Here is a 21,542-nt window from a genome sequence, read left to right as displayed (position 1 = left end):
CTTTGCTCTGTATTATTTGTAAACCTGTTGTCTTCCTAATTCTTCTACTTTGTTGTATCGATTCCATGCAGTCGATGCCTTAAAAGGACTTTGTTCAATGAAAAAATCTGCCTTACGTAAAGCTGTAAAAAACAAAAACATCGTAATCACTGGGGGCTCTAGTGGTATTGGCGAGAGCACCGCTTACTTGCTAGCAGAGGCGGGCGCGCATGTGATTTTAATTGCCCGATCTGTCGATAAGCTTGAAGCAGTACAGGCCAAAATTACAGCCTTTGCCGGTAAGGCCAGTATCTATAGCTGTGACTTAACGGACATGGACGCCATTGTAGAGACAGCCCAACAGATTTTAAAAGAGCAAAAGCATGTAGATATCTTAGTCAATAATGCAGGCCGCTCAATCCGCCGCTCTGTTAATGAGTCAATCGATCGCTTTCATGACTTTGAGCGGACCATGAGCATCAACTATTTTGGTGCCGTTAAGTTGGTGTTAGAGTTTATTCCAGGTATGATAAAGCGCAAAAAGGGTCAGATTATTAATATCTCATCGATTGGGGTACTGGCCAATACGCCTCGTTTTTCGGCCTATGTGGCATCAAAAGCTGCCCTTGATGCGTTCAGCCGCTGTGTGGCTGCTGAAGTAAAAGGCAAAAAAATCCATCTGACTTCTATTTATATGCCTCTGGTGCGTACGCCTATGATTGCACCGACCAAGATGTACAACTACATGCCCGCGCTAAGCCCGCAAGAAGCGGCAAACTTGGTGGCCAAGGCCATTATCGAAAAGCCGGTCAGCATCTCAAGCAACATGGGCCGTTTTGCATCAGCCACCTATTCTTTAGTGCCCAAATTTAACTTAGGTATTCAGTCTTTGGGCTATCGCATTTTCCCAGACTTTAAGGCCGCTAAGCAGGAAAATGCGAAGCCCAATGTGCTTCAAAGAGCCTTTGCTCGGATTTTGCCTGGTGAGCCACATTAATAATTTATTACGTTATATGAATGATTTAAAGCAGAATACGACTCTTATTTATGCTATCTTTTTTAGTCATTAGTTTAAGTTAACCTATGTTTAGCTAAAGCTTGGTGTTATTGGCCGGATCATAACGGGTTGTTCACTCTTGGATTATCGCGTTATGCTGCATAAATTTACTCACAACCATCAAAAGGATATTTGAATGAGTCAAAGTATAGTTAAGACCACTGAGCAATTGAACGCTCAATTTGAGCATATGCGTGAGCTGACTCGAAAAAAGCCCATTAACGACTGGTCAGATAGAGAGGCTTTATTAAATAGTTTGTCGGCGATGCTTACCGAAAACAAAAAGCGTTTTGCCGAAGTGATTAGCCAAGATTTTGGCAATCGTAGCCAAGATGAAACTCAGTTTGCAGAGATTTTTCCAAGCTTACAAGGCATCGCGCATGCCAAAAAACATGGCAAGTCTTGGATGAAGACCCGCCGCGTGTCTATTTCTACCTTTTACCGCCCTGCCCATAATGAGCTTCAGCCGCAGCCTTTAGGGTTGGTGGGTATTATGGTGCCTTGGAATTATCCGCTGTTTTTAGCTGTCGGCCCAATGATTGATGCGCTGACTGCAGGCAACCGTATTATGATAAAAATGAGTGAATCGGCGCCGTTATTTGCCGAAACCTTTGCCGAAGCGGTGGCTGAATATTTTCCGTCTGATGTGGTGTCTGTGGCCGTCGGTGAGTTAGATTTGGCAGTGGCCTTTAGTGGCTTGCCATTTGATCATCTGCTCTATACTGGGTCGACCAATGTGGGTAAGCAGGTTATGGCGGCAGCAGCGCCGAATTTAACCCCAGTAACTTTAGAGCTTGGCGGCAAATCTCCAGTTGTGGTACTAGAAGATGCTAATTTAGAGACAGTGGTTAATCGCATTATGATGGGTAAGACGCTTAATGCTGGCCAAACCTGTATTGCGCCGGATTATGTGCTTATTCATTCAAATCTGCACAGCAAGTTTGTGAAGCTTGCTAAAGAGTGGATGATTAACCATTATCCAGATATTGCCAACAATGCTGACTATACACGTATTATTAATGCCAGTCAGTTTAAGCGGGTGCAAGGCTATCTTGAGAAATTGCCACATGAGCAACTGGTCCCGTTAACCGACATCGCGGCCAATGCAGATACCCAGTTTATGCCGCCGGTAGCGGTACTTAATCCAGCCCCTGACAGTGAGGTTATGCAAAATGAGCTGTTTGCACCGATTGTTCCGCTAGTGCATGTCAATGGGGTGCGTGATGCGGTAGAGTTTATCAATAGCCGTCCCAGACCTTTGGCATTATATATCTTTGGCGAGGACAATTCAGATATTGAGTATGTGCGTAATTATACCGTATCGGGCGGTGTGGCCATTAATGAAGTGATTATGCACGTGGCCCAGCATGAGCTGCCCTTTGGTGGTGTGGGTCATTCAGGCATGGGTGCTTATCATGGTCAAGCAGGTTTTGAGCGTCTAAGTCACATGAAGCCGGTGTTTGTGCAATCAAAATTCAATGCGCTAAACATCATGTTGCCGCCTTATAGCGACTTATTTAGAAAAGGGTTGGACTTTTTGTCTAAGTAAAGGTTGTGAATTAACCTAAGAGACTCAAGACAATGACCACACCCAATTTACCAAGTCTATATTAGTCTCATAAAAGGCCCTTCTATCATAGAGGGGCCTTTGTTTTTGGTAGCTATGATCAACACCAAAACCTAACTAAAACAAAGAGATAAAAGGAAATTATGATTGTTATCAATAAACATATTCATTTAACCGACAAAGAGGTCGAGCTTCACCCAATGCGGGCGCAAGGCGCGGGTGGCCAAAATGTGAATAAGGTGTCCTCTGCCATTCATCTGCGCTTTGATATTGCTGCCTCAAGTCTGAGTGATGCTGTCAAGCAGCGGCTGCTTGATAGCAAAGACAGCCGCATTAGCAAAGAGGGCGTGCTTATTATAAAAGCGCAGCAGCACCGTACCCAAGAGCGCAATAAACTTGATGCTATTGAGCGCTTAAAAGACTTTATAAAAAAGGGTACTGAGGTTAGCAAAACTCGAACACCGACCAAGCCTAGCCGCAGTGCTAAACGCAAACGTACCGACAGTAAAGTGCAGCGCGGCAGAACCAAGGCGCTACGTGGTAAGGTCGATTTTGAGTAGGACACAATGCTGGCTTGGGGGGGCAGGCTGTGGCGCAGGCGTTGTTTAGTGATCATCAAGTGTAACGCTACACTCTGTATTGGTAATTTTTAACAGATTACGGTATAAACAATATAGATATTTTTCACAATGATATAAAACAATTTTGATTCCCATAATAAAATAGGTACTCCCTTGCGCCCACTTAACTTGCGTCACCCTCGCTCTATCAAACATTACTCCCTGATGGGCTTGCTGCTACTGTGTCTGTCTATGTGGTCTGCGCCGGTTATGGCCGCTTGTGGTGCAGGCGATGGCAAGCCGGTGAAGTTTGGCTCCTTAACTTGGGAGAGTGGCCAATTTATCTCCTCTGTGCTACAAATCATCGCAGAAGATGGCTATGGCTGTGATACCGATCTGGTGCCGGGTGCAGGCCCTGCGTTAGAGACGGCATTGGCACAAGATGACATACAAGTGATTGGCGAGCAGTGGGTGGGGCGCTCGCCTATTATGGAGGAGGCGATTGCCGCAAATAAGGCTGCCGTCATTGGGGATACCTTACAGGGCGGTGCTACTCAAGGTTGGTATGTACCCAAATACGTCCTTGATGACAATCCTGGGCTAAAAAGCTATCAAGATTTACCTAAATATGCCCATCTATTCACCGATCCTGAAGACCCTACCAATGCGCGCTTTTTAAATTGTCCCACGGGGTGGACTTGTGAGATATTTAATACGCATTTGCTAAAAAACACCGGCTTGACCACACCCAACAGTGAGGGCATAAAATTTAATAATGTCCATCCAGGCACCGGTGCGGCGCTAGATGCTGCGATAGCCTCAGCCTTTGAGCAGCGCAGGCCTTTGTTGTTTTATTACTGGCAGCCAACCGGTCTTATGGCCAAATATGACTTTGCTGAACTTGCTTTTGCCAAACACGATGAGCTGTGTTGGGATAAGCTGCTTGATGCAGAGAGTCAGACCGACTGTGTGTCAGGTTTTCCGGTATCGAATCTAGGAATTGCGGTCTCCACCCCTTTTATAAATACCTATCCACAGCTGGCCACTGCCTTTAAAAAAGTGCAGTTCGCCCCTGATACCCTAAACGGCGCTATTTTGCAGATGAGTGAGAATAAGCGCAGCGGGGAGGCGCAAGCCCGTCTGTTTTTACAACAGAACCCTAAGCTATGGCAGCAATGGGTGACACCTGAAGCAGCACAAAAGTTAGCCACAGCGCTTAACGTATCTTTAGATGGCTCTACAGCTGACATGGGTACTAATATGGGTGCTAACCCTATCAATACTAGTGCGGCAGCTTTTAGCGGGTTTCCTGAGTGGTCATTTGAAAATCAATTAAATAACTCACTTAGCTATGTGGTACAAAACTTTGGCACTGTATTTCGGTCAATTAGCCACGGCACCTTGACCTATTTGTTACTGCCGATAGAAAAGCTTATGCACCTGACGCCGCCGTGGCTGATTATTGGCTTAGTGGCGCTGTTGGGCTGGCTGGCAACCCGAAAGATTTGGTTTGCGGTGAGTTGTGCGCTTGGTTTGTTCTTAATCGGTGCGTTTGGACTGTGGCCTGCTTTGGTGCAGACCATGGCGCTGCTGATTGTGTCGGTAATTGTGACTATGGTCGTGGGTATTCCCATGGGTATCTTAATGGCCGGCAGTAGCAGCTTAAGAAAAGTAGTCACTCCGATGCTCGATGTGATGCAGACCATGCCAAGCTTTGTGTATTTAATTCCAGTGCTCATGCTATTTGGTATTGGTAAAGTACCTGCCTTATTTGCCACCATTATTTATGCCTTACCGCCACTGATTCGTCTGACCATGCTGGGTATTAAGCAAGTGCCACATGAGATGATAGAGGCCGGCCGCTCTTTTGGTAGCAATCACAAACAGCTGCTAATTTGGATCAAATTGCCACAAGCACTACCCAGTATTATGGCCGGCATCAATCAGGCGGTCATGATGTCGCTGTCGATGGTGGTACTGGCCTCTATGATTGGGGCGCCAGGGCTTGGGGAGGATGTGCTGCAATCGATTCAGACACTAAATATCGGTCAAGGTTTGCAGGCAGGCACCGCCATTGTGATTATGGCGATTATTATTGATCGTATCACTCAAGCCTTTGGGCAAGGACGGCGCGCACGTGATGAGCTTCGGCACTCAAACCACAGTCATAAGCTGTCGCCTTAACCCACTTTGTTCGCCCTATTTATTTTTTATTCATTTAGCAAAAGATGACCGCCATGAGCCACATTCAATTACAAAACGTCAGTAAAGTTTTTGATGCCACGCCAAATGAGGCTAAGCAAGTGCTTAGCCTATTACAGCAGGGCATGAGCAGCAGTGAAGTGCGTGAGCAGACCGGATATTCGGTAGGCTTATATGATATTAATTTGAGTATAGAGGCGGGCGAGCTGCACTGTATTATGGGGCTATCAGGCTCCGGTAAGTCCACTTTAATTCGTCATATTAATCGGCTTATTGACCCAACTGACGGCAAAATCTGGATAGACACTCAGCACAGTGTGGGGAGCGCTGATTATTTGGACGGTGCTGAGCATATCTCTGATCAGCCGAAAGTGATTAATGTGTTAAGCCTAAGCGATAAGCCATTACAGCAGTTTCGTCAGAACAATGTCAGCATGGTGTTTCAGCATTTTGGCTTAGTGCCGCACATGACTGTGATTCAAAATGTGGCGTATGGACTGCGGGTACGAAAAATGACCAAGTCCAAGCGTCATGAGATAGCACGTCATTGGTTGCGTGAGGTGGGATTAGAGGGCATAGAGACGAGCTATCCTGATGAGCTATCAGGCGGTATGCAGCAGCGAGTGGGCTTGGCGCGCGCCCTAGCGGTAGATACGCCCATTATCTTAATGGATGAGGCCTTCTCAGCACTTGACCCGTTAATTCGTGGTCAATTGCAAGACCAATTGCTTGAGCTGCAGCATAAGCTTAATAAAACTATCGTATTTATCACCCATGACATTGATGAGGCGATTAGGCTGGGTAGTCGTATCAGTATCTTAAATGGGGGACGTTTGGTACAAACAGGCACACCGCAGCAATTAAAGGCGCATCCTGCCGATGCGTATGTGGAACGCTTTATGGTGGCCAGAGGCTGACCTCTTATGTGGTAGTTATATTGCAGGCTTGTATTTTGCACAAATCAGCCTTTGCAATCTATATCAACAGCCGCCATTATAATGACATAGCCTACAGGTTATCACTATAAATAGCTTAGGTAAAATAGCCTAAGCAAATAAAAAGGTCCTATGCCCATGTCACACTCAGCCACTCAAACACCCGCTGACAAGCGCCCGCAATTAAAGCGCCTTGTCATTCTAACCGGCTTTATAGTCGCCAGTGGCACCTTATTGCCTGCCTGCGGCAAAGTATCTCAAGATAACACGCCCAAACCCACAGCAGAATCTTCGAACACAGGGGTTACTGACAGCCGTGATATGCTGCCAAGCGACGTGCTTAACCAACTAAAGGCTTTGCCACAGCTAACCCAAGGCCTTGGGCGTAATGGGGCTGAGGTCTTGGATCCTAATAAGCCAACTTTGGTGAAGTTTTGGGCAAGTTGGTGTCCGCTTTGTTTAGGGACGCTTGAGGAGACCGAAAGCTGGCGTAAAGATAACGCCTTTGACGGACTCAATGTGGTCACGGTGGCAAGCCCTGGCCATCTGAATGAAAAACAAGCGGCAGAATTTACTCAGTGGTATGCAGGCGTGCAGGCAGATTATCCTAAGTTGCCGGTATTAGCGGACAGCTCGGGCAGCTTAATTAAACAGCTGGGCGTGCAAGTGTATCCAAGCTGGGCTATTTTGGATAAGCGCGGTAATCTGGTGCGCCTGATTAAAGGTAACTTGAGCAAAGAGCAGGCGTATGCGTTAGCTGAAAACGCAGACAATGATTTTGCAGCGCTTAAAAATAGCAAAGCCAAGCCCACTCAAACGGGCGCTGATAGTACAGCAAGCGCTAAGTCTGGTAGTCCTAATAATAAAAACGGGGTGTATTACAATTCAGCTGGCACGCCGATTAATACCAAGACCATTTATTTGGCAGGAGGCTGTTTTTGGGGGCTAGAGGCCTATATGGAGCGAGTTGATGGGGTCGTAGATGCCATCTCTGGCTATGCCAATGGCAACCCAAAAGTGACTGACCCAAGCTACGAGCAAGTGATCGCTGGGTCTGGTCATGCTGAGACAGTCAAAGTAGTCTATGACGCTGATAAAATCGATTTGGAAACGGTTTTAAAGTACTATCTAAGGGTAATTGACCCGACCAGTCTGAACAAACAAGGCAACGACCGTGGTGTGCAATATCGTACCGGTATTTATTATACTGATGCGTCCGATAAAGCAGCAGTTGACAAGGCGTTAGCTTCTATTAAATCTAAATATACTAAGCCAATTGTGGTTGAGCACCAGCCCTTACAAAACTTCTCATTGGCCGAAGAGTATCATCAAGATTACTTGGCTAAAAACCCCAATGGCTATTGTCATATTGATTTAAGTCTAGCGGACGATAAGCTACAGTCAACCAATAAAACGGTCAAGTTGGCGGCGGCCAATACGGTTGCTGAAGCACTTAACCCCAAGCGTTATGCAAATTTTGATAAAGGTGCGTTAAAAAACACCCTAACTAAGGCGCAGTATGACATTACCCAAAAGGCAGGTACTGAGCGCGCTTTTAGTCATGAATACGATCATTTATTTGCGCCAGGTATCTATGTGGATGTGGTGAGCGGTGAGCCCTTGTTCTTATCCACTCATAAGTATGACTCAGGCTGTGGGTGGCCAAGCTTTTGGCAGCCGATTGCCCCTGAAGTAGTTACTGAACATAAGGATATGGCCTTTAATATGGTGCGCACTGAAGTACGTTCGCGCGTGGCTGACTCACATCTGGGTCATGTCTTCAATGATGGCCCAAAAGATAAAACAGGTCTGCGCTACTGTATCAATGGCGGCGCGCTACAGTTTATTCCAGTCGATAAAATGCCGCAGTCAGGCTACGGCGTTTTTGTCGATCAAGTGGCGGTTAAGTAAATACTCGTTTAATTAGTGGCTGATTAGTAGCCCACTACTGCAGCATCTACCTGTCTTGGATCAGTGGCCCCATATTTGCCTTTTGAGGTTACCATGATGGATTGAGTAGAGCCCATGGTCTCTTTTGGAGATATCTTATGGCCCATGGATTCAAGCTTGCGGATGGTGTCCACATTAAGCGCTTTTTCAATACGAATTTCATCCGGCATCCACTGATCATGGATACGCGGAGCATGAGTGGCGTCCGCAATGTTCATGTCATGGTCAATGACGTTGGAGATTATCTGAGTCACTGTGGTGATAATACGGCTACCACCTGGACTGCCAGTCACTATGTAAGGCTGATTGTCTTTAAAGACTATTGTCGGGCTCATAGAGGACAGCGGACGCTTGCTGGCAGCAACAGCATTGGCGTCATTACCCAATAAGCCATAAGCATTTGCGGTACCAGGTTTGGCCGAGAAGTCATCCATTTCGTTGTTTAATAAGATCCCTGTGCCTTCAGCGACTAGGCCGGTGCCATAAGAGAAGTTTAGGGTATAGGTATTGGCCACCGCATTGCCATATTTATCGACAATAGAGAAGTGCGTGGTCTCATCGCTTTCGTAAGGGACAGGGTTGTCCGGCTTAACTTGGCTGGCAGGGGTGGCTTTATTGGGATTAATCTTTGCTCGAAGCTTCTGAGCATAAGCCTTAGAAGTAATACCAGATAGGGGAACATCGATAAAGTCTGAATCACCCAGATACTCTGCACGATCTGCATAGGCCAATTGCATCGCCTCAGACATTAAATGAATGGTCTGGGCACTGTTTTGCCCATAGTCCTTAAGCGGATAACCCTCCAAGATATTAAGAATCTGCACAATGTGGGCACCCCCCGATGATGGTGGTGGCATAGAGGCAATCTCATAGCCGCGGTAGGTACCACGTACAGGCTCACGCATCACCGCTTTGTAATTAGCAAAGTCTTGTAGGCTCATGATACCGCCTGCTTCATTAACTGCTTTGACGATTTGCTGTGCTGTTTTGCTTTTATAAAATCCATCGGCACCTTGTTTGGCAATGAGCTTAAGCGAGGCGGCAAGCTGTGGCTGATACAAACGCTCGCCGACGTCATAAGCACTGCCGTCGGGCTTAAAGAATATCTTAGCCGTACTGGGCCATTTTTTTAGTCTGTCCTCTAAGGCGTTCAATGAATCAGCCAGGCCAGGTGTCACCTCAATGCCATTCTCAGCTAAGTCAATGGCGGGTGCCATGACTTTACTTAGCGGCATACTGCCAAATTGCTCAAGTGCTGTGACCAGGCCTGCCACGGTACCTGGTACGCCAACAGCCAAACCATGATAGCGAGACAGCTCAGCGTCTGCTTCTCCATCTGCGCCCAGATACATGTCCTTGTATGCCTTAATCGGCGCCTTTTCACGATAATCCAGAGCCACAGTTTTACCGGTTTTGGCATCATAAATCATCATAAAGCCACCACCACCGATATTGCCTGCGCGCGGTAAGGTGACTGCCAATGCAAAGCCGACAGCCACGGCGGCATCTACTGCATTGCCGCCATCTTTGAGGATTTGCAAGCCAATCTCTGAAGCCAGTGCTTCTTGAGATGCCACCATGCCATTTTTTGCCCATAGCGGGTGGTGAATGGTATCGGGTGAAAATATAGCAGTGTCATCTAAGCTTGCCGTGGTGCTCGTGGGTTTAAGAGCAGTTGTCTGGCTAGAGGGGGGAAGGGCTTTCAAGGTTTTGGTTTCAAAGATCTGTAGCGCTTGGGTGTCAGCCGCCGCAGTTGAGCCAAATCCGAAACTTAATAAGCTGGATAACGCTAAAGCGGTAACCAGCTTGTGATAAGACGGTAATGGGTGTTTTTTCATCGAACAATCCTCTCTTCCATGAGTGGCTTGATGCGGTCATGCTGGCGCGATATGACACAATGGCAAAGTTGATTAAAAGCTCATTAAACTCTCATTAAAGTTAACCAAACTATAGGTTGAGCTGTTGGCCAATTTTTAAAGTAACCGCTAACTGATAAGCGGTATGTGCCACATTAGAATACGCTTCAGCCATGACTTTATCTAAGCTGTCTAGTTTTTGAATACTGGGCACAACCACATCAAAAGGTAACATGGCAAATGCTTTGGCATTAGAGTCAGCACAAACGCTGGCACTCGGCTTTGAGTGTAACGAATAATGACGATCCACACTACCACAAATTGCCATTACCGGTACATTATGTGCTCGAGCTTGTCTGGCCACGCCACTGGCCACCTTACCCATAGCAGTCTGTGAGTCAAGCTTACCCTCACCGGTAATGGCTAAGCTTGCTGTGGTCAAGTGCTTGTCTAGGGCCACCGCATCAGCAATGGTATCAAAGCCGGATTTTAAGTCAGCGGCACAAAAAGCCATTAGCCCAAAGCCAAGTCCACCTGCTGCACCTGCGCCTGCAGAGACACGGCAGCTATCGGCGCAGATGCTCTGGGTTTGACACACATCAGCAAAATGCGATAAAGCTTGATCTAAGCTTAGCACTTGCTCAGGGGTAGCCCCTTTTTGTGGTGCAAAGACATGACTGGCACCCGTAGAGCCACATAGCGGGCTGGTCACATCGCAGGCGACAGTGATCTTGATATCAGACAATACATGTAGCGCGGTACGGTCAATACTGTGAGTATGAATAAGGCTGGCACCCCCTGGCGGCAACAGCTTGCCATACGCATCTAAGATCTTAACGCCCAAAGCCTGTAGCATACCTGTGCCAGCATCATTGGTCGCACTGCCGCCAAGTCCAATTAAGATCTGCTTTGCCCCTTGGTTAATGGCATCGAGGATCATTTCTCCCACGCCATAACTGCTGGCGATGAGTGGATTTCGCTCATGATCTGCCAATAAATGCAGTCCGCAAGCTTCAGCGATCTCGATAACGGCAGTGGCATCAGCGGTGAGCAAGTATTTGGCGGTAATGGCGCGCATTAACGGATCATGCACGTCAATCTCTCGCCACTGTCCATCGAGTACATAAGACAATACTTCAGAGGTGCCTTCGCCGCCATCGGCTAAAGGTAATAGGGTGTAATTGGCTTCAGGATAAACTTGGCTAAACCCTTCTTGAATAGCACGGCACACACCAATGGCGTCTAAGCTTTCTTTGAATGAGTCAGGGGCAATTAAAATATTCATGGGCAGTGGGGTACTCAAAAGACAAATAGATAATAAAACTTGGTCATGTCGATGACGCTTTTAAAACGACTGATCATCCAATATCGTTGCCCCTTATTCAGCATCCTCCTCAGAAACTTGAGTCTGTACCTCTTGATCTGAGTTTGTCTTTGCATCCGGCTTTAAAGCAGGGTCTGCATTTTTTTGCAAATCAGCGGTTGTCCCATCTTCATCAAAGGCTGCATCAAGTGCTTGCTGTACCGCTTCAATGCGTGCTTGGCATACTTTATAAGCGGCGATAGATTGCTCTACGGTATTCATCAGATTATCAATATCGGGCTCATTTGAGTTTTGCAGCTCTTCGGCATTAATCTTTAGAATTTGATAGGCTTCTTTAAATGTTTTTGGCGTGGTTTTTTTGCGGGTACGTGTGGCCATAATAAAGTCCTTATAGGGGTTGATAGATTTACAATATATTAAGCATTAAGATAAGAGCAAAAGAGTCAATAAGCATCAATTAGCTTTGGTCAGATTCAACATTTGGAAGTGTGGTAACCTCATAGACCACCGCTTTGAGCTCACCGTCACTCATAGCAATCTTCAAAAAGTCACCTTTTTCAACAGTAGCTACCGAGCTTAGGTATTTATTATCCAAGTTTTGGACAAACGCATAGCCTTGGTCAAGTAAGCGGGCTGGGTTCTGAATTAAGACCACTTGTTGGTAATAACGTACTTGCCTTTCAGCATCATCGAGTCGTTTATAACTGCTATTTTTGAGGGCTTGATACAGGCTGTTCATTGACGCATTGGCACGAGATAAATGGCTATAGCTTAGCTGCTGGATACGCTGCATATTGGTTTTGGCCGTCATACTTGCTTCACGAAGCTCAAACTTGGCATGCTGCTTGATGCTATTAAAATGCGAGTCGCTTAAGTGTTGCCAGCGCTGCAGGTTATAGCTGCTTGAATTTTGAATGGTGCTAAACTGACGTTCGGTGGCCATTGCCGCTTGATTAAGCTGCTGCTGGCTGATGTGTTGAATGGCATCGGCATAGTCTTGGGTGCGCTGCATTAGGCTGGCAAGGTGATTGGTGATACCGGCAATGACTTTAGACGGGGTATCAAAGCTGGTGTGCGCTACCTCATCCAAGATGACATTGTCACGCTCGTGACCGATACCGACCCAGACGGGAATGGGCTGCTCAGCAACCAAAGCGGCCAATTCATAATCATTAAGGTAGGCTAAGTCACCAACGGCGCCACCACCACGGATAATGACCATGACATCGGGCAGTCGCTCGTACTGTTTTTTGAAGACAAGCATGCCTTTGGTAATGGCATGGCGGATCTCTTTGGGGGCATGATTGCCTTGGAAAGTGGCGTGATGATAGTGAAAGTGACAGGCACCTGTGTCCTCAAGCCTATTGGCATCAGCTTGAAAATCACCCAGACCGGCGGCCTTTTCAGGGGCGATAACCAGCACATGCTCGATATCAAATGGTGGCGGGACTTGCTTATTTAAATTCAAGAGTCCTTCAGCGCTTAACTGCTCAAGCATGGCGGCATATTGACGCGCCAAATCGCCTAAAGTGTAGCTGGGATCTATATCATTAATGGCTAGCGAAAAGCCATATAAAGGATGGAAGGTGGCGCTCACATTGAGTAAAACAGTGACATCTCTGTCAAGCTTCATGCCGGTGGCGCGCTCGAACTTGGTCAATACTCTGGCCGCTTTAAAACGCCATAAGTTACCGCGGCAACTGGCAATAACTTTGCCCTCGTCATCTTTTTCAGCCAACTCAAAGTAATAATGTCCACCTTTGCTGGATAAATTACGAATCTCAGCTTTGACCCAAACGCTGTGGCGAAACGTTTCTTTAACCACCAGCTCAACGGCTGCTAAATAATCACTGAGCCTAAGCACGGTATTTTCTAATTCATCGTCAATCGGATCGATGAGCATCTCGCTTTTTATGTCTTGGGTATCAAAGTCGATATTGTCCGAGTCTGGTATATCAAGGCGAGATAAGTCTGGCTTAGGCATAATATCAGTCTATATCAAAAAAGAGGTTAAGGTTCAAAACTGTGAAGGCGATACTTGTGAGAAAAACACAGAGGGTATTATAGCCTGATAAATAAGGTATGCCCTAAAGATTTGAACCCAGACTGTTAAAACTGTTAATATATAACCGCAGTAATTCGACAACAAAAACACAAAACCTAAATTGGAGATAAGAATGATTACCCATGTACCTGATGTAACCTTCAAAACTCGTGTCCGTGACGAATCTATCGGTGGAGAAAATCCATTTAAATGGTATGACTTAACCACAGATGAGTTATTTGCCAATAAAAAAGTAGTTGTGTTCTCCTTGCCGGGTGCTTTTACACCAACCTGTTCGACCAGTCACTTACCGCGCTACGAAGAGCTTTACAATGAGTTCAAAGCGTTAGGTGTAGATGAGGTTGTTTGCGTATCAGTAAACGATGCGTTTGTTATGTACCAGTGGGGCTTGAAGCAAGGCCGTGAAAATGTTTTCTTGCTGCCTGATGGTAACGGTGAGTTCACTCGTAAAATGGGTATGTTGGTTGATAAGAGCAACCTAGGCTTTGGTATGCGTTCATGGCGTTATTCGATGTATGTCGATAATAAAGAAATCAAACAAGTATTTATGGAGCCAGGTTTCGATGACAACTGCCCAACTGATCCATTTGAAGTATCAGATGCCGATACTATGTTAGAGTACTTAAAAAGCCAGAAATAAATCACGCTGATTTTTAAGTGACAAAACGCCAAGTGTTATGAAACTGCGTTGTCTTTATTAAGGCAACGCAGTTTTTTTATATTAAACGAATTATAAGCGTTGCAGTACGAGAATATATTAATTAGTAGACGAAGATGTTGTATTGAGAATGGGGTGTTTACAACAGCACCAGCTCGGCACAAGGCTTAAGCTTTGGCAGTCGAACCGGTATCAGTCAGCTTGCCAGTATCTATGTTGGTGACACCCTTAAAGGTCAAACAGACGAAAACGGCAACCCACTTATCACCTTTAATGCCAATGTTGGTGGCAACACCACCTTTGATGCAGGCATCCTGGACAACCAAGGCGGTAGTACCCGTATCAACACCAAAGGAGACACCCACCTTAATGCTGTTAATACTGGCTACCAAACCAATGCTGTCAGTGATGCTAACAACTACTTTAAACAAGGTGAAACCCGTGATATAGGTAGCCGTATCACAGGTACTGACAATGTTACTATTATCTCTGGTGGTAAAAGCACAGGCAAAGCTGTCACTATTAACTCAGATAATGGCACAGTTGGTCTAAAAGCCGGTAAGGACATCACCCTAACCGAAGGACGTCACACCAAAAACCTAAGCACAGCCAATAAGACCACTAACAGAGGCTTCTTAAGTAAAACCACCACCCAAAACCGATTTGACTCTCAAAGCGATACAGCGATTAGCAATGACATCCAAGGCGACAAAATCATCATGGATGCCGATAACAACCTAAGCCTAACCGCCACCAATGCCATCAGTGACCATGGCACCTACCTAAAAGCTGGCAATAATGTTGACATCCTAGCGGCACAAAACACCTCAAGCACAACCAGTGAGAGCAGCACTAAGAAATCAGGCGTCTTTAGCTCAGGCGGGTTTGGCTTAACCCTAGGTAAACAAAAAACAGAAAATGACAACACCCAAACTGCCCTGACCCACACCGCAAGCACCATAGGCGCAATAGACGGCAACCTTATCATAGAAGCGGGTAATCACTACCAACAAACCGGCAGTCATCTCATTGCAGGAATGGGCGAGGACAGTGGTAAAGACATCACTGATAAAGACCGAGGCAACACTGTTATCAAAGCCCGTGACATCGACATTGACAACGTCATGGACGTCTATGCTAACCAAAGCGAACAGAGATTCAAACAAAGCGGTCTTACCGTCTCCGTCTCAAACTCCCTAGTTGATAGTGCTCAAAACATCGACAAGCTTATCGATGCCGCAGGCAATACCAGCAGCCCTCGCATGAAAGGCTTGGCTGCCATCAGTGCAGGACTTAAAGCCGAAGCCTTATATGAACAAGGCAGTCAAGCGCTAAATGCCCTAAGCGAAGGCAACCTAAAAGATGTAGGCAACACACGTATACAAGCCACAATAGGTAGTAGCAAATCACAAGCAAACTCACAAAGCTATAATGAGCAAAGCCAAGGCTCAAGTATCACCACCAATAATCTGGCACTTATCGCAACAGGTGGTGGCAAAGACAGCAATATTAACATTAAGGGCAGTGATATTAGCGTTGCGAACAATGCTTTATTTAAAGCCGACAACGACTTTAATATCAATGGAGTTGCCCAAAACGAGCAGACCCGTAGCAACAACAAAAGCTCAAGCTTTGGAGCGGGTGTATATGCCTCTACCAACCCAAGTGGCGAGGGTGCAAGCTTTGGTATCACCGCCAATGCCAGTGGTGCTAAAGGACATGCCAATAGTGACGGCACTACTTATGCCAATAGCCATATTAATGTTGGAGGCACCACTACCTTTGATATCGGTAATGATGTCAATATAACAGGGGGTGTGCTCACTACTGATGAGCTTACTGGACAAGTTGCTGGCGACTTAAACATGGAGAGTCTACAAGATACCTACGTCTATGATAACAAACAAAAGAACGCAGGGTTTAGTGCAGATATAGACCTATCAGGCAATGCCCAAGCAAACAGCCTATCTATTAATGGCGGTAAGACTAACATTGATGCCGATTATGCCGCAGTCACTGAACAAACGGCTATTTATACGCAGAAAGCAGACTTAAATGTTGGGGGTAAAGGTGTCATTAAAGGAGCTGCATACACCACAGCCAGTGCTGAGGATAACAAATCCGTCTTTGCTCAAGGCATAGAGACCTCAGATATCCAAAACCATATCAACTATGATGCTAAAGCGATAGCTGCTGGTATTAGTATTGGTAAAGCCAAAGATACCAATCCTGAAGCCAGTCTAAACGGTATTGGCTATGGCAGTGATGGTGACAGTCAAACCAGAACAACCAAAGCTGGTGTAACAGGCATGGCAGGGCAGTCTGATGTGACCACTGCAAGCAAAGACAGCTTAAATGAGTCACTTAAAAATAGCTTTGATGCTAATAAAGTGGGTAGTAAAGTCCAAGCAGATCTTGAGATTACGAGAGCTTTTGATCAAGAACGTCGCAAGATAAAGGCTGAGCTTAATAAAAAAGAACAAAAACTTCGTGATGAAGCACAAGAAGCATTAGACAATAAAGATTACGGGAAAGCACGTAAGAAAACATTAGCAGCTGATAAAGTACAAAAAGACTCTTTATTGTTTGATGGTATCAGCAGTGCGTTATATGGGCCGAACACAAATGGTGCAACTGGATATGTCGCCAAAGCAGTAAGCCCACAAGTGGCTAATCAAATTGGACAGTATTTTAAAAAGAATGATCTGGACAATGCTGCCAATAATACAAATCTGGCAGGCGAAGGTAGCCCTGAACATCTATTAGCACACGCACTATTAGGTGCAGCGGTCAGTGCTGCCACAGGTAACGATGCCTTAACAGGTGGCATATCTGCAAGCTCAGGAGAGGTCACTGCTACCCTACTGTCTAAGTATATATATCAAGTAGATAAACCAAGTGAGCTAACCGCTGAGCAGAAGGATACGATTAGCAATATCACTACCTTAGCAGGGGTAGCTATTGGCTCTACCACGGGTGAAGTCACCGATGCAGTGAATGCGGGTGAAACTGCTAAGGTGGCGGTTGAGGATAATCATGATTCTGACTTACGTAGAGGCATGAAGAGAAAGACCAATGCTGAGCTTGCTAGAGAAACGTGGGAGATGAATCATGGACCTCTTGGAAAATTTATAAATAGAAATCAAAAATACATTTTGATTGGAACTGACTTTATTCCTATTATTGGAGATATTAAAGGTTTTTCTGAAGCTAAAAACGTTGGAGATTATATATTCGCCTCTGCTGGACTTGTGCCATTGTTAGGTGATGGTGCTAAGGCTGCGTACAAATCAGCAAAAGCTTCAGGTAACCTGAATCAAATGAAGCAAGTATTACAGAACGCTATTAATACATTGCAATCTAAAGGATTAGTGACTCAAACATCTGGTGCTAATCTAATAAATATGGTCAATAAAGGTGAAGATGTTAAGCCTGTCATAAGTGTTCCAGCAGGATCAAAAGGTAATTGGGATAGGTCTATAAATCAATCAACATTTAAACCGAATAGACAGTATAAACTTTCTAACGGGCATACATATATTACAGATAGTAGAGGTCGAGTGAATAAGGTTGAAGGTGAGCTATCATTAAACAAGATGGACAGGAATACCAATCAGCAAAGAAATACAGGTAAAGCTGAGAATGCAACAGGGGATGATGGTGGTCATTTAATTGCAAGCTCATTAGGCGGTGCAGGTGATAGAATAAATATGGTTCCGCAAGCACGCACATTGAATAGAGGTGATTGGAAAAAAATGGAAAATGAAGTAAGGAATGAGTTGAAAGCAGGTAAGTCTGTATCAATAAAGATTGATTTGGATTATGCTAACTCTAGCTCAAGCAGACCAAGTAAATTCATCGTTAATATTAAAGTAGATGGAAAAGCAAAATCACCATATATTTTTGAACAGTAAAGGAGTCTTTGAATGAGTATATCTAATGAAAATGAGGCATACCATATCTTAGCAAAAGCACTTTTAAAGCATGTTGGTAATGACACTTGGGATAAATTAGTCTTAAATACTGAAATTTTCAATAAAATGTCACGGTCTGAAAAAATCATCTATTCTAGTAAAAAAGTTATTGAAGAATATAGGGAATTACCAAGTGAGATTTTAATATCAGAGCATGATGCTGCAATCTATCTCCGAGATCATTTAATAAATCTTACAGGCGATAGAATATGGGGCTTGACCTTTACTCTATATCCTGATGGAAAGTTCGAAATTGACTATGATTATGATAAACCAGAAGATTATGAAGAAACTGATGAGGTTATTACAGGTGAAGAGATTAATCGGACTTTTCTAAAGTAATGAATTGACTTTTCAATGTTTCTATTACTCAAAAGCTACGACATAGAGTATGTTGTAGCTTTTTTTAGAGCTAGATAAACGCAACGACAGCAAACAAAAGAACGCAGGATTTAGTGCAGATATAGATTTATCAGGCAATGCCCAAGCAAACAGCATATCTATTAATGGCGGTAAGACTAACATAAATGCAAATTATGCAGCAGTCACTGAACAAACGGCTATTTATACTCAGAAAGCTGACTTAAATGTCGGCGGTAAAGGTGTCATTAAAGGAGCTGCATACACCACAGCCAGTGCTGACGATAACAAAACCGTCTTTGCTCAAGGCATAGAGACTTCAGATATCCAAAACCATAGCAACTATGATGCTAAAGCCATAGCTGCTGGTATTAGTATTGGTAAAGCCAAAGATACCAATCCTGAAGCCAGTTTAAACGGTATTGGCTATGGTACAGATAGCGACAATCAAACCAGAACAACCAAAGCTGGTGTAACAGGTATGGCAGGGCATTCTGATGTCACTACAGCTACCAAAGAAAGCTTAAATGAGCCACTTGAAAATAGCTTTGATGCGAGTACCGTTAATGAGGAGCTTGGTGCTCAGGTTGAGATTACGAGGGCTTTTGATCAAGAGCGTCGCAAGATAAAGGCTGAGCTTAATAAAGATGAGCAAGAACTTCGTGATGCAGCTAAAGAGCAAGAAGCATTAGGCAATTTCACAGCAAGAAATGAGCTTTTAAAACAAGCTGACAAAGTACAACAAAAAGCCTTACTCTTTGACGGTATCAGCAGTGCGTTATATGGGCCGAACACAAATGGTGCAACAGGTTATGTTGCCAAAGCGGTAAGTCCACAAGTAGCTTATCAAATTGGACAAGTATTTAAAGAAAATGATCTGGACAATGCTGCAAATAATACAAATCTAGCAGGCGAAGGTAGCCCTGAGCATCTGTTAGCACACGCACTATTAGGTGCAGCGGTCAGTGCTGCCACAGGTAACGATGCCTTAACAGGTGGCATATCTGCAAGCTCAGGAGAGGTCACTGCTACCCTACTGTCTAAGTATATATATCAAGTAGATAAACCAAGTGAGCTAACCGCTGAACAAAAGGATACTATTAGCAATATCACTACCTTAGCAGGGGTGGCTATTGGTTCTACCACTGGAGAAATTACTGATGCAGTGAATGCGGGTGAGACGGCTAAGGTGGCGGTTGAGGATAATGGTTTCTTAGAGGTAATTATGCCTGAAACAATGAGTCATGTAGTTAATGATCCAAACAAAGCTAAAGCACTAAAACAACAGGCAGAATTTAGAAAAATTACTACCACAGGTGTAGTTGTTGCAAGCACTCCTCAAATAGGAGGATTGTTATTAACGGCTCCTTCAACAACTCCATCAGTAGGCGGAGCAGCTATAAAAGGAGCTGCAACTGCAGCTGGAATGGAATATGGACGCCAAAAAATGAACTGTTTAGTATGTAAACCTAATTATGGACCAATTGCAGCTCAAGGTGCTATTGGTGCAGCAACTGGTGCTTATGGAGGGGCAATGAATAAAGCTACGAATTCAAAACCTGTAAGTTTTATGAATTTGCCTAAAAACTTAAAAAATACAACGGGTAATGTTATTTTTATAAACCAAACTATGATGAATCAAGCTGGTAGTAAATCAGTTCAAAAAATAACAGATAAGGATAAATAATATATGGTTACAGTCATAATTATGGTCTGTACAGCAGTTATTATAATGTGGAGAGTTAAAGGCCATCCTTATTTAACTGCTAGTATTAAATGTTTTATATTCGTCTTAGGTATATTTTTAAGTAAGATAGTTTCAGATCAAAAACACAACATGACATTAGAGATTTTAAAACAAGATTTGATATTTTGCTTACTGATATTTTTAGTACTAGTACCAATTATGTTGTTTAGTGTTAAGGTCCGGCAGATTATTAGAGAAGACTTAGACAATCCTAAGTAAATAAAAAATACTATTAGAATAGACAAACTATAATCAATTAAGATTCTTAAAACAATGTACCCTAGCGACTATATGATATTTAGTCGCTACAATTTCTATTTTAACTAAGACCCAACATAGTTGGATTATAAAAGTATTTTAATTCTATATCAGGTGGGGTATGAAATTTTATAAAAATATCAGACCATTAAAATGGATAGTAGTAGTTTTAGGTGCATTATTATTGACAAACCCTAAGTTTTATCATGTCACCTAGATAAAAGTGCAATAAACATAAAAACGCGTAACTCATTCATATTAATGGGCTGCGCGTTTCTTTCATGAATGCTATAAGGTTGAGACAATGATAAAAATTATTTAATTATGCAAATTTAACAACTGTAAAACTAGTGATATTGACACTTAGGTATATTCTATATAACATGAATATAATTCATTAAATATATAGAAATATGAAAAATATTAATTTAAAACCAAGTCAAAAACTTATTGATTTGAGCAAAGTTAAGATTCTTATCCACCCTCATGCTGAAGATGCACTCACTCTATGGCAGAGATTTAAATCCAGAAGTACTCAAATAGACTTTTTCAATTTAGACAAATTTTATCGACCACCTATAAGGCTGATAGCGAGAAGTGATAGCACACTGTATTTTGTTAACGATTTTGCTAGGGTCGATAATATATTGAGATCCAGAAGTTCAGATAAGTATCCTTGTTTAGTTACGCCAGAAAGCATTCAAGACATTCAATTGCTGGCATGGTTGGAAGTAGTAAAGTTAGTATCTTCAAAAGATATGAATCACCCACAGTTATTTAAAGCACTCAAACAGAGGGCTCCAAAATCTGTTATCTGTAAATTGATGGATATTGATAATCTGACGGTCGATAACTATTGCAGCTTTGCTGGTATAACCAAGACCAGTTTTGAATACCAACAATCTAAGACGGCAATTGAAGATAGCTTGGTAGGTCTACCAATGAATATGGACTGGCTGGTGAATTAATGATGACAAGTGTTAACAAGGATAAGTTGAGAACAGCGCTAGATAAACTGATACCTGAGGACGCTCCTGCTAGCCTAAAAAT

15 protein-coding genes and 1 pseudogene are annotated in these 21,542 nt (G+C 43.9%); 11 read left to right on the top strand and 5 right to left on the bottom strand.

Annotated elements, in window-relative coordinates; translation table 11 throughout:
- The first annotated feature begins 97 nt into the window (after nucleotides 1–97).
- The 6 genes from MN210_RS07275 to msrAB all read left to right on the top strand — a co-directional run bounded on the left by MN210_RS07275 (nucleotide 98) and on the right by msrAB (nucleotide 8,211).
- The gene (locus MN210_RS07275) at nucleotides 98–976 is read left to right on the top strand and encodes an SDR family NAD(P)-dependent oxidoreductase (protein WP_110816628.1); all 879 of its coding nucleotides are present in this window, start codon (nucleotides 98–100) and stop codon (nucleotides 974–976) included.
- Between the two features lie 196 nt (nucleotides 977–1,172).
- Nucleotides 1,173–2,585 (top strand): coniferyl aldehyde dehydrogenase, encoded by a 1,413-nt coding sequence (locus MN210_RS07270; protein WP_338411952.1) that lies wholly within the window; start codon nucleotides 1,173–1,175, stop codon nucleotides 2,583–2,585.
- A gap of 161 nt (nucleotides 2,586–2,746) precedes the next feature.
- Complete coding sequence (gene arfB / locus MN210_RS07265) at nucleotides 2,747–3,163, top strand: alternative ribosome rescue aminoacyl-tRNA hydrolase ArfB (RefSeq protein ID WP_241878055.1); 417 nt, start codon at nucleotides 2,747–2,749, stop codon at nucleotides 3,161–3,163.
- A gap of 225 nt (nucleotides 3,164–3,388) precedes the next feature.
- On the top strand, nucleotides 3,389–5,347 hold the full coding sequence (locus tag MN210_RS07260) for a glycine betaine ABC transporter substrate-binding protein (protein WP_338412835.1): 1,959 nt from the start codon (nucleotides 3,389–3,391) through the stop codon (nucleotides 5,345–5,347).
- 53 nt (nucleotides 5,348–5,400) lie between these two features.
- Nucleotides 5,401–6,282, top strand: a complete 882-nt coding sequence (locus tag MN210_RS07255) for an ATP-binding cassette domain-containing protein (RefSeq protein ID WP_241878053.1) — start codon at nucleotides 5,401–5,403, stop codon at nucleotides 6,280–6,282.
- A gap of 156 nt (nucleotides 6,283–6,438) precedes the next feature.
- Nucleotides 6,439–8,211, top strand: coding sequence for a bifunctional peptide-methionine (S)-S-oxide reductase MsrA/peptide-methionine (R)-S-oxide reductase MsrB (msrAB, locus tag MN210_RS07250; protein ID WP_338411951.1), 1,773 nt, complete (start codon nucleotides 6,439–6,441; stop codon nucleotides 8,209–8,211).
- A gap of 23 nt (nucleotides 8,212–8,234) precedes the next feature.
- Here the strand turns inward: msrAB and ggt are convergent, their stop codons facing one another.
- The 4 genes and pseudogenes from ggt to xseA all read right to left on the bottom strand — a co-directional run bounded on the left by ggt (nucleotide 8,235) and on the right by xseA (nucleotide 13,414).
- The gene (ggt, locus tag MN210_RS07245) at nucleotides 8,235–10,088 is read right to left on the bottom strand and encodes a gamma-glutamyltransferase (protein WP_338411950.1); all 1,854 of its coding nucleotides are present in this window, start codon (nucleotides 10,086–10,088) and stop codon (nucleotides 8,235–8,237) included.
- Nucleotides 10,089–10,197: 109 nt separating this feature from the next.
- Nucleotides 10,198–11,391, bottom strand: a complete 1,194-nt coding sequence (locus MN210_RS07240) for a glycerate kinase (RefSeq protein WP_338411949.1) — start codon at nucleotides 11,389–11,391, stop codon at nucleotides 10,198–10,200.
- A 207-nt stretch (nucleotides 11,392–11,598) separates the two neighbouring features.
- Nucleotides 11,599–11,808, bottom strand: a pseudogene (gene xseB / locus MN210_RS07235) (exodeoxyribonuclease VII small subunit); the annotation flags it as partial.
- A gap of 79 nt (nucleotides 11,809–11,887) precedes the next feature.
- Nucleotides 11,888–13,414: an exodeoxyribonuclease VII large subunit gene (gene xseA, locus MN210_RS07230; RefSeq protein ID WP_338411948.1), complete on the bottom strand. Its 1,527-nt coding sequence runs from the start codon at nucleotides 13,412–13,414 to the stop codon at nucleotides 11,888–11,890.
- A 193-nt stretch (nucleotides 13,415–13,607) separates the two neighbouring features.
- Between xseA and MN210_RS07225 the strand changes: the two genes are divergently transcribed.
- Nucleotides 13,608–14,135, top strand: a complete 528-nt coding sequence (locus tag MN210_RS07225; protein ID WP_011960609.1) for a peroxiredoxin — start codon at nucleotides 13,608–13,610, stop codon at nucleotides 14,133–14,135.
- A 185-nt stretch (nucleotides 14,136–14,320) separates the two neighbouring features.
- On the opposite strand, the gene MN210_RS07220 is transcribed toward MN210_RS07225, so the two are convergent.
- Nucleotides 14,321–14,584, bottom strand: a complete 264-nt coding sequence (locus MN210_RS07220; RefSeq protein ID WP_241878051.1) for a hypothetical protein — start codon at nucleotides 14,582–14,584, stop codon at nucleotides 14,321–14,323.
- On the opposite strand from MN210_RS07220, the gene MN210_RS07215 reads away from it, so the two are divergent.
- From MN210_RS07215 to MN210_RS07200, 4 genes are all read left to right on the top strand, one after another.
- The gene (locus tag MN210_RS07215; protein WP_338412834.1) at nucleotides 14,465–18,067 is read left to right on the top strand and encodes a hemagglutinin repeat-containing protein; all 3,603 of its coding nucleotides are present in this window, start codon (nucleotides 14,465–14,467) and stop codon (nucleotides 18,065–18,067) included. The two genes, MN210_RS07220 and MN210_RS07215, sit on opposite strands and share 120 nt — an antisense overlap.
- Before the next feature lie 12 nt (nucleotides 18,068–18,079).
- Nucleotides 18,080–18,469 (top strand): hypothetical protein, encoded by a 390-nt coding sequence (locus MN210_RS07210; protein ID WP_241878048.1) that lies wholly within the window; start codon nucleotides 18,080–18,082, stop codon nucleotides 18,467–18,469.
- Nucleotides 18,470–18,968: 499 nt separating this feature from the next.
- A complete protein-coding gene (locus MN210_RS07205; protein WP_338411947.1) occupies nucleotides 18,969–20,174 on the top strand; it encodes a VENN motif pre-toxin domain-containing protein in 1,206 nt (401 codons plus the stop codon).
- 731 nt (nucleotides 20,175–20,905) lie between these two features.
- Nucleotides 20,906–21,460: a hypothetical protein gene (locus tag MN210_RS07200; protein WP_241878045.1), complete on the top strand. Its 555-nt coding sequence runs from the start codon at nucleotides 20,906–20,908 to the stop codon at nucleotides 21,458–21,460.
- The last annotated feature ends 82 nt before the right edge of the window (nucleotides 21,461–21,542 follow it).

Origin of the sequence: Psychrobacter raelei, assembly GCF_022631235.3 — a bacterium.
GTDB lineage: Bacteria > Pseudomonadota > Gammaproteobacteria > Pseudomonadales > Moraxellaceae > Psychrobacter > Psychrobacter raelei.
This window is presented reverse-complemented; position numbering and strand designations above follow the sequence as displayed.

Bases quoted from the DNA above. Each gene is read 5' to 3' on its own strand.
- MN210_RS07275 (WP_110816628.1), top strand. From the start codon at position 98: ATGAAAAAATCTGCCTTACGTAAAGCTGTAAAAAACAAAAACATCGTA.
- MN210_RS07270 (WP_338411952.1), top strand. From the start codon at position 1,173: ATGAGTCAAAGTATAGTTAAGACCACTGAGCAATTGAACGCTCAATTT.
- arfB (WP_241878055.1), top strand. From the start codon at position 2,747: ATGATTGTTATCAATAAACATATTCATTTAACCGACAAAGAGGTCGAG.
- MN210_RS07260 (WP_338412835.1), top strand. From the start codon at position 3,389: ATGGGCTTGCTGCTACTGTGTCTGTCTATGTGGTCTGCGCCGGTTATG.
- MN210_RS07255 (WP_241878053.1), top strand. From the start codon at position 5,401: ATGAGCCACATTCAATTACAAAACGTCAGTAAAGTTTTTGATGCCACG.
- msrAB (WP_338411951.1), top strand. From the start codon at position 6,439: ATGTCACACTCAGCCACTCAAACACCCGCTGACAAGCGCCCGCAATTA.
- ggt (WP_338411950.1), bottom strand. From the start codon at position 10,088: ATGAAAAAACACCCATTACCGTCTTATCACAAGCTGGTTACCGCTTTA.
- MN210_RS07240 (WP_338411949.1), bottom strand. From the start codon at position 11,391: ATGAATATTTTAATTGCCCCTGACTCATTCAAAGAAAGCTTAGACGCC.
- xseA (WP_338411948.1), bottom strand. From the start codon at position 13,414: ATGCCTAAGCCAGACTTATCTCGCCTTGATATACCAGACTCGGACAAT.
- MN210_RS07225 (WP_011960609.1), top strand. From the start codon at position 13,608: ATGATTACCCATGTACCTGATGTAACCTTCAAAACTCGTGTCCGTGAC.
- MN210_RS07210 (WP_241878048.1), top strand. From the start codon at position 18,080: ATGAGTATATCTAATGAAAATGAGGCATACCATATCTTAGCAAAAGCA.
- MN210_RS07205 (WP_338411947.1), top strand. From the start codon at position 18,969: ATGGCAGGGCATTCTGATGTCACTACAGCTACCAAAGAAAGCTTAAAT.
- MN210_RS07200 (WP_241878045.1), top strand. From the start codon at position 20,906: ATGAAAAATATTAATTTAAAACCAAGTCAAAAACTTATTGATTTGAGC.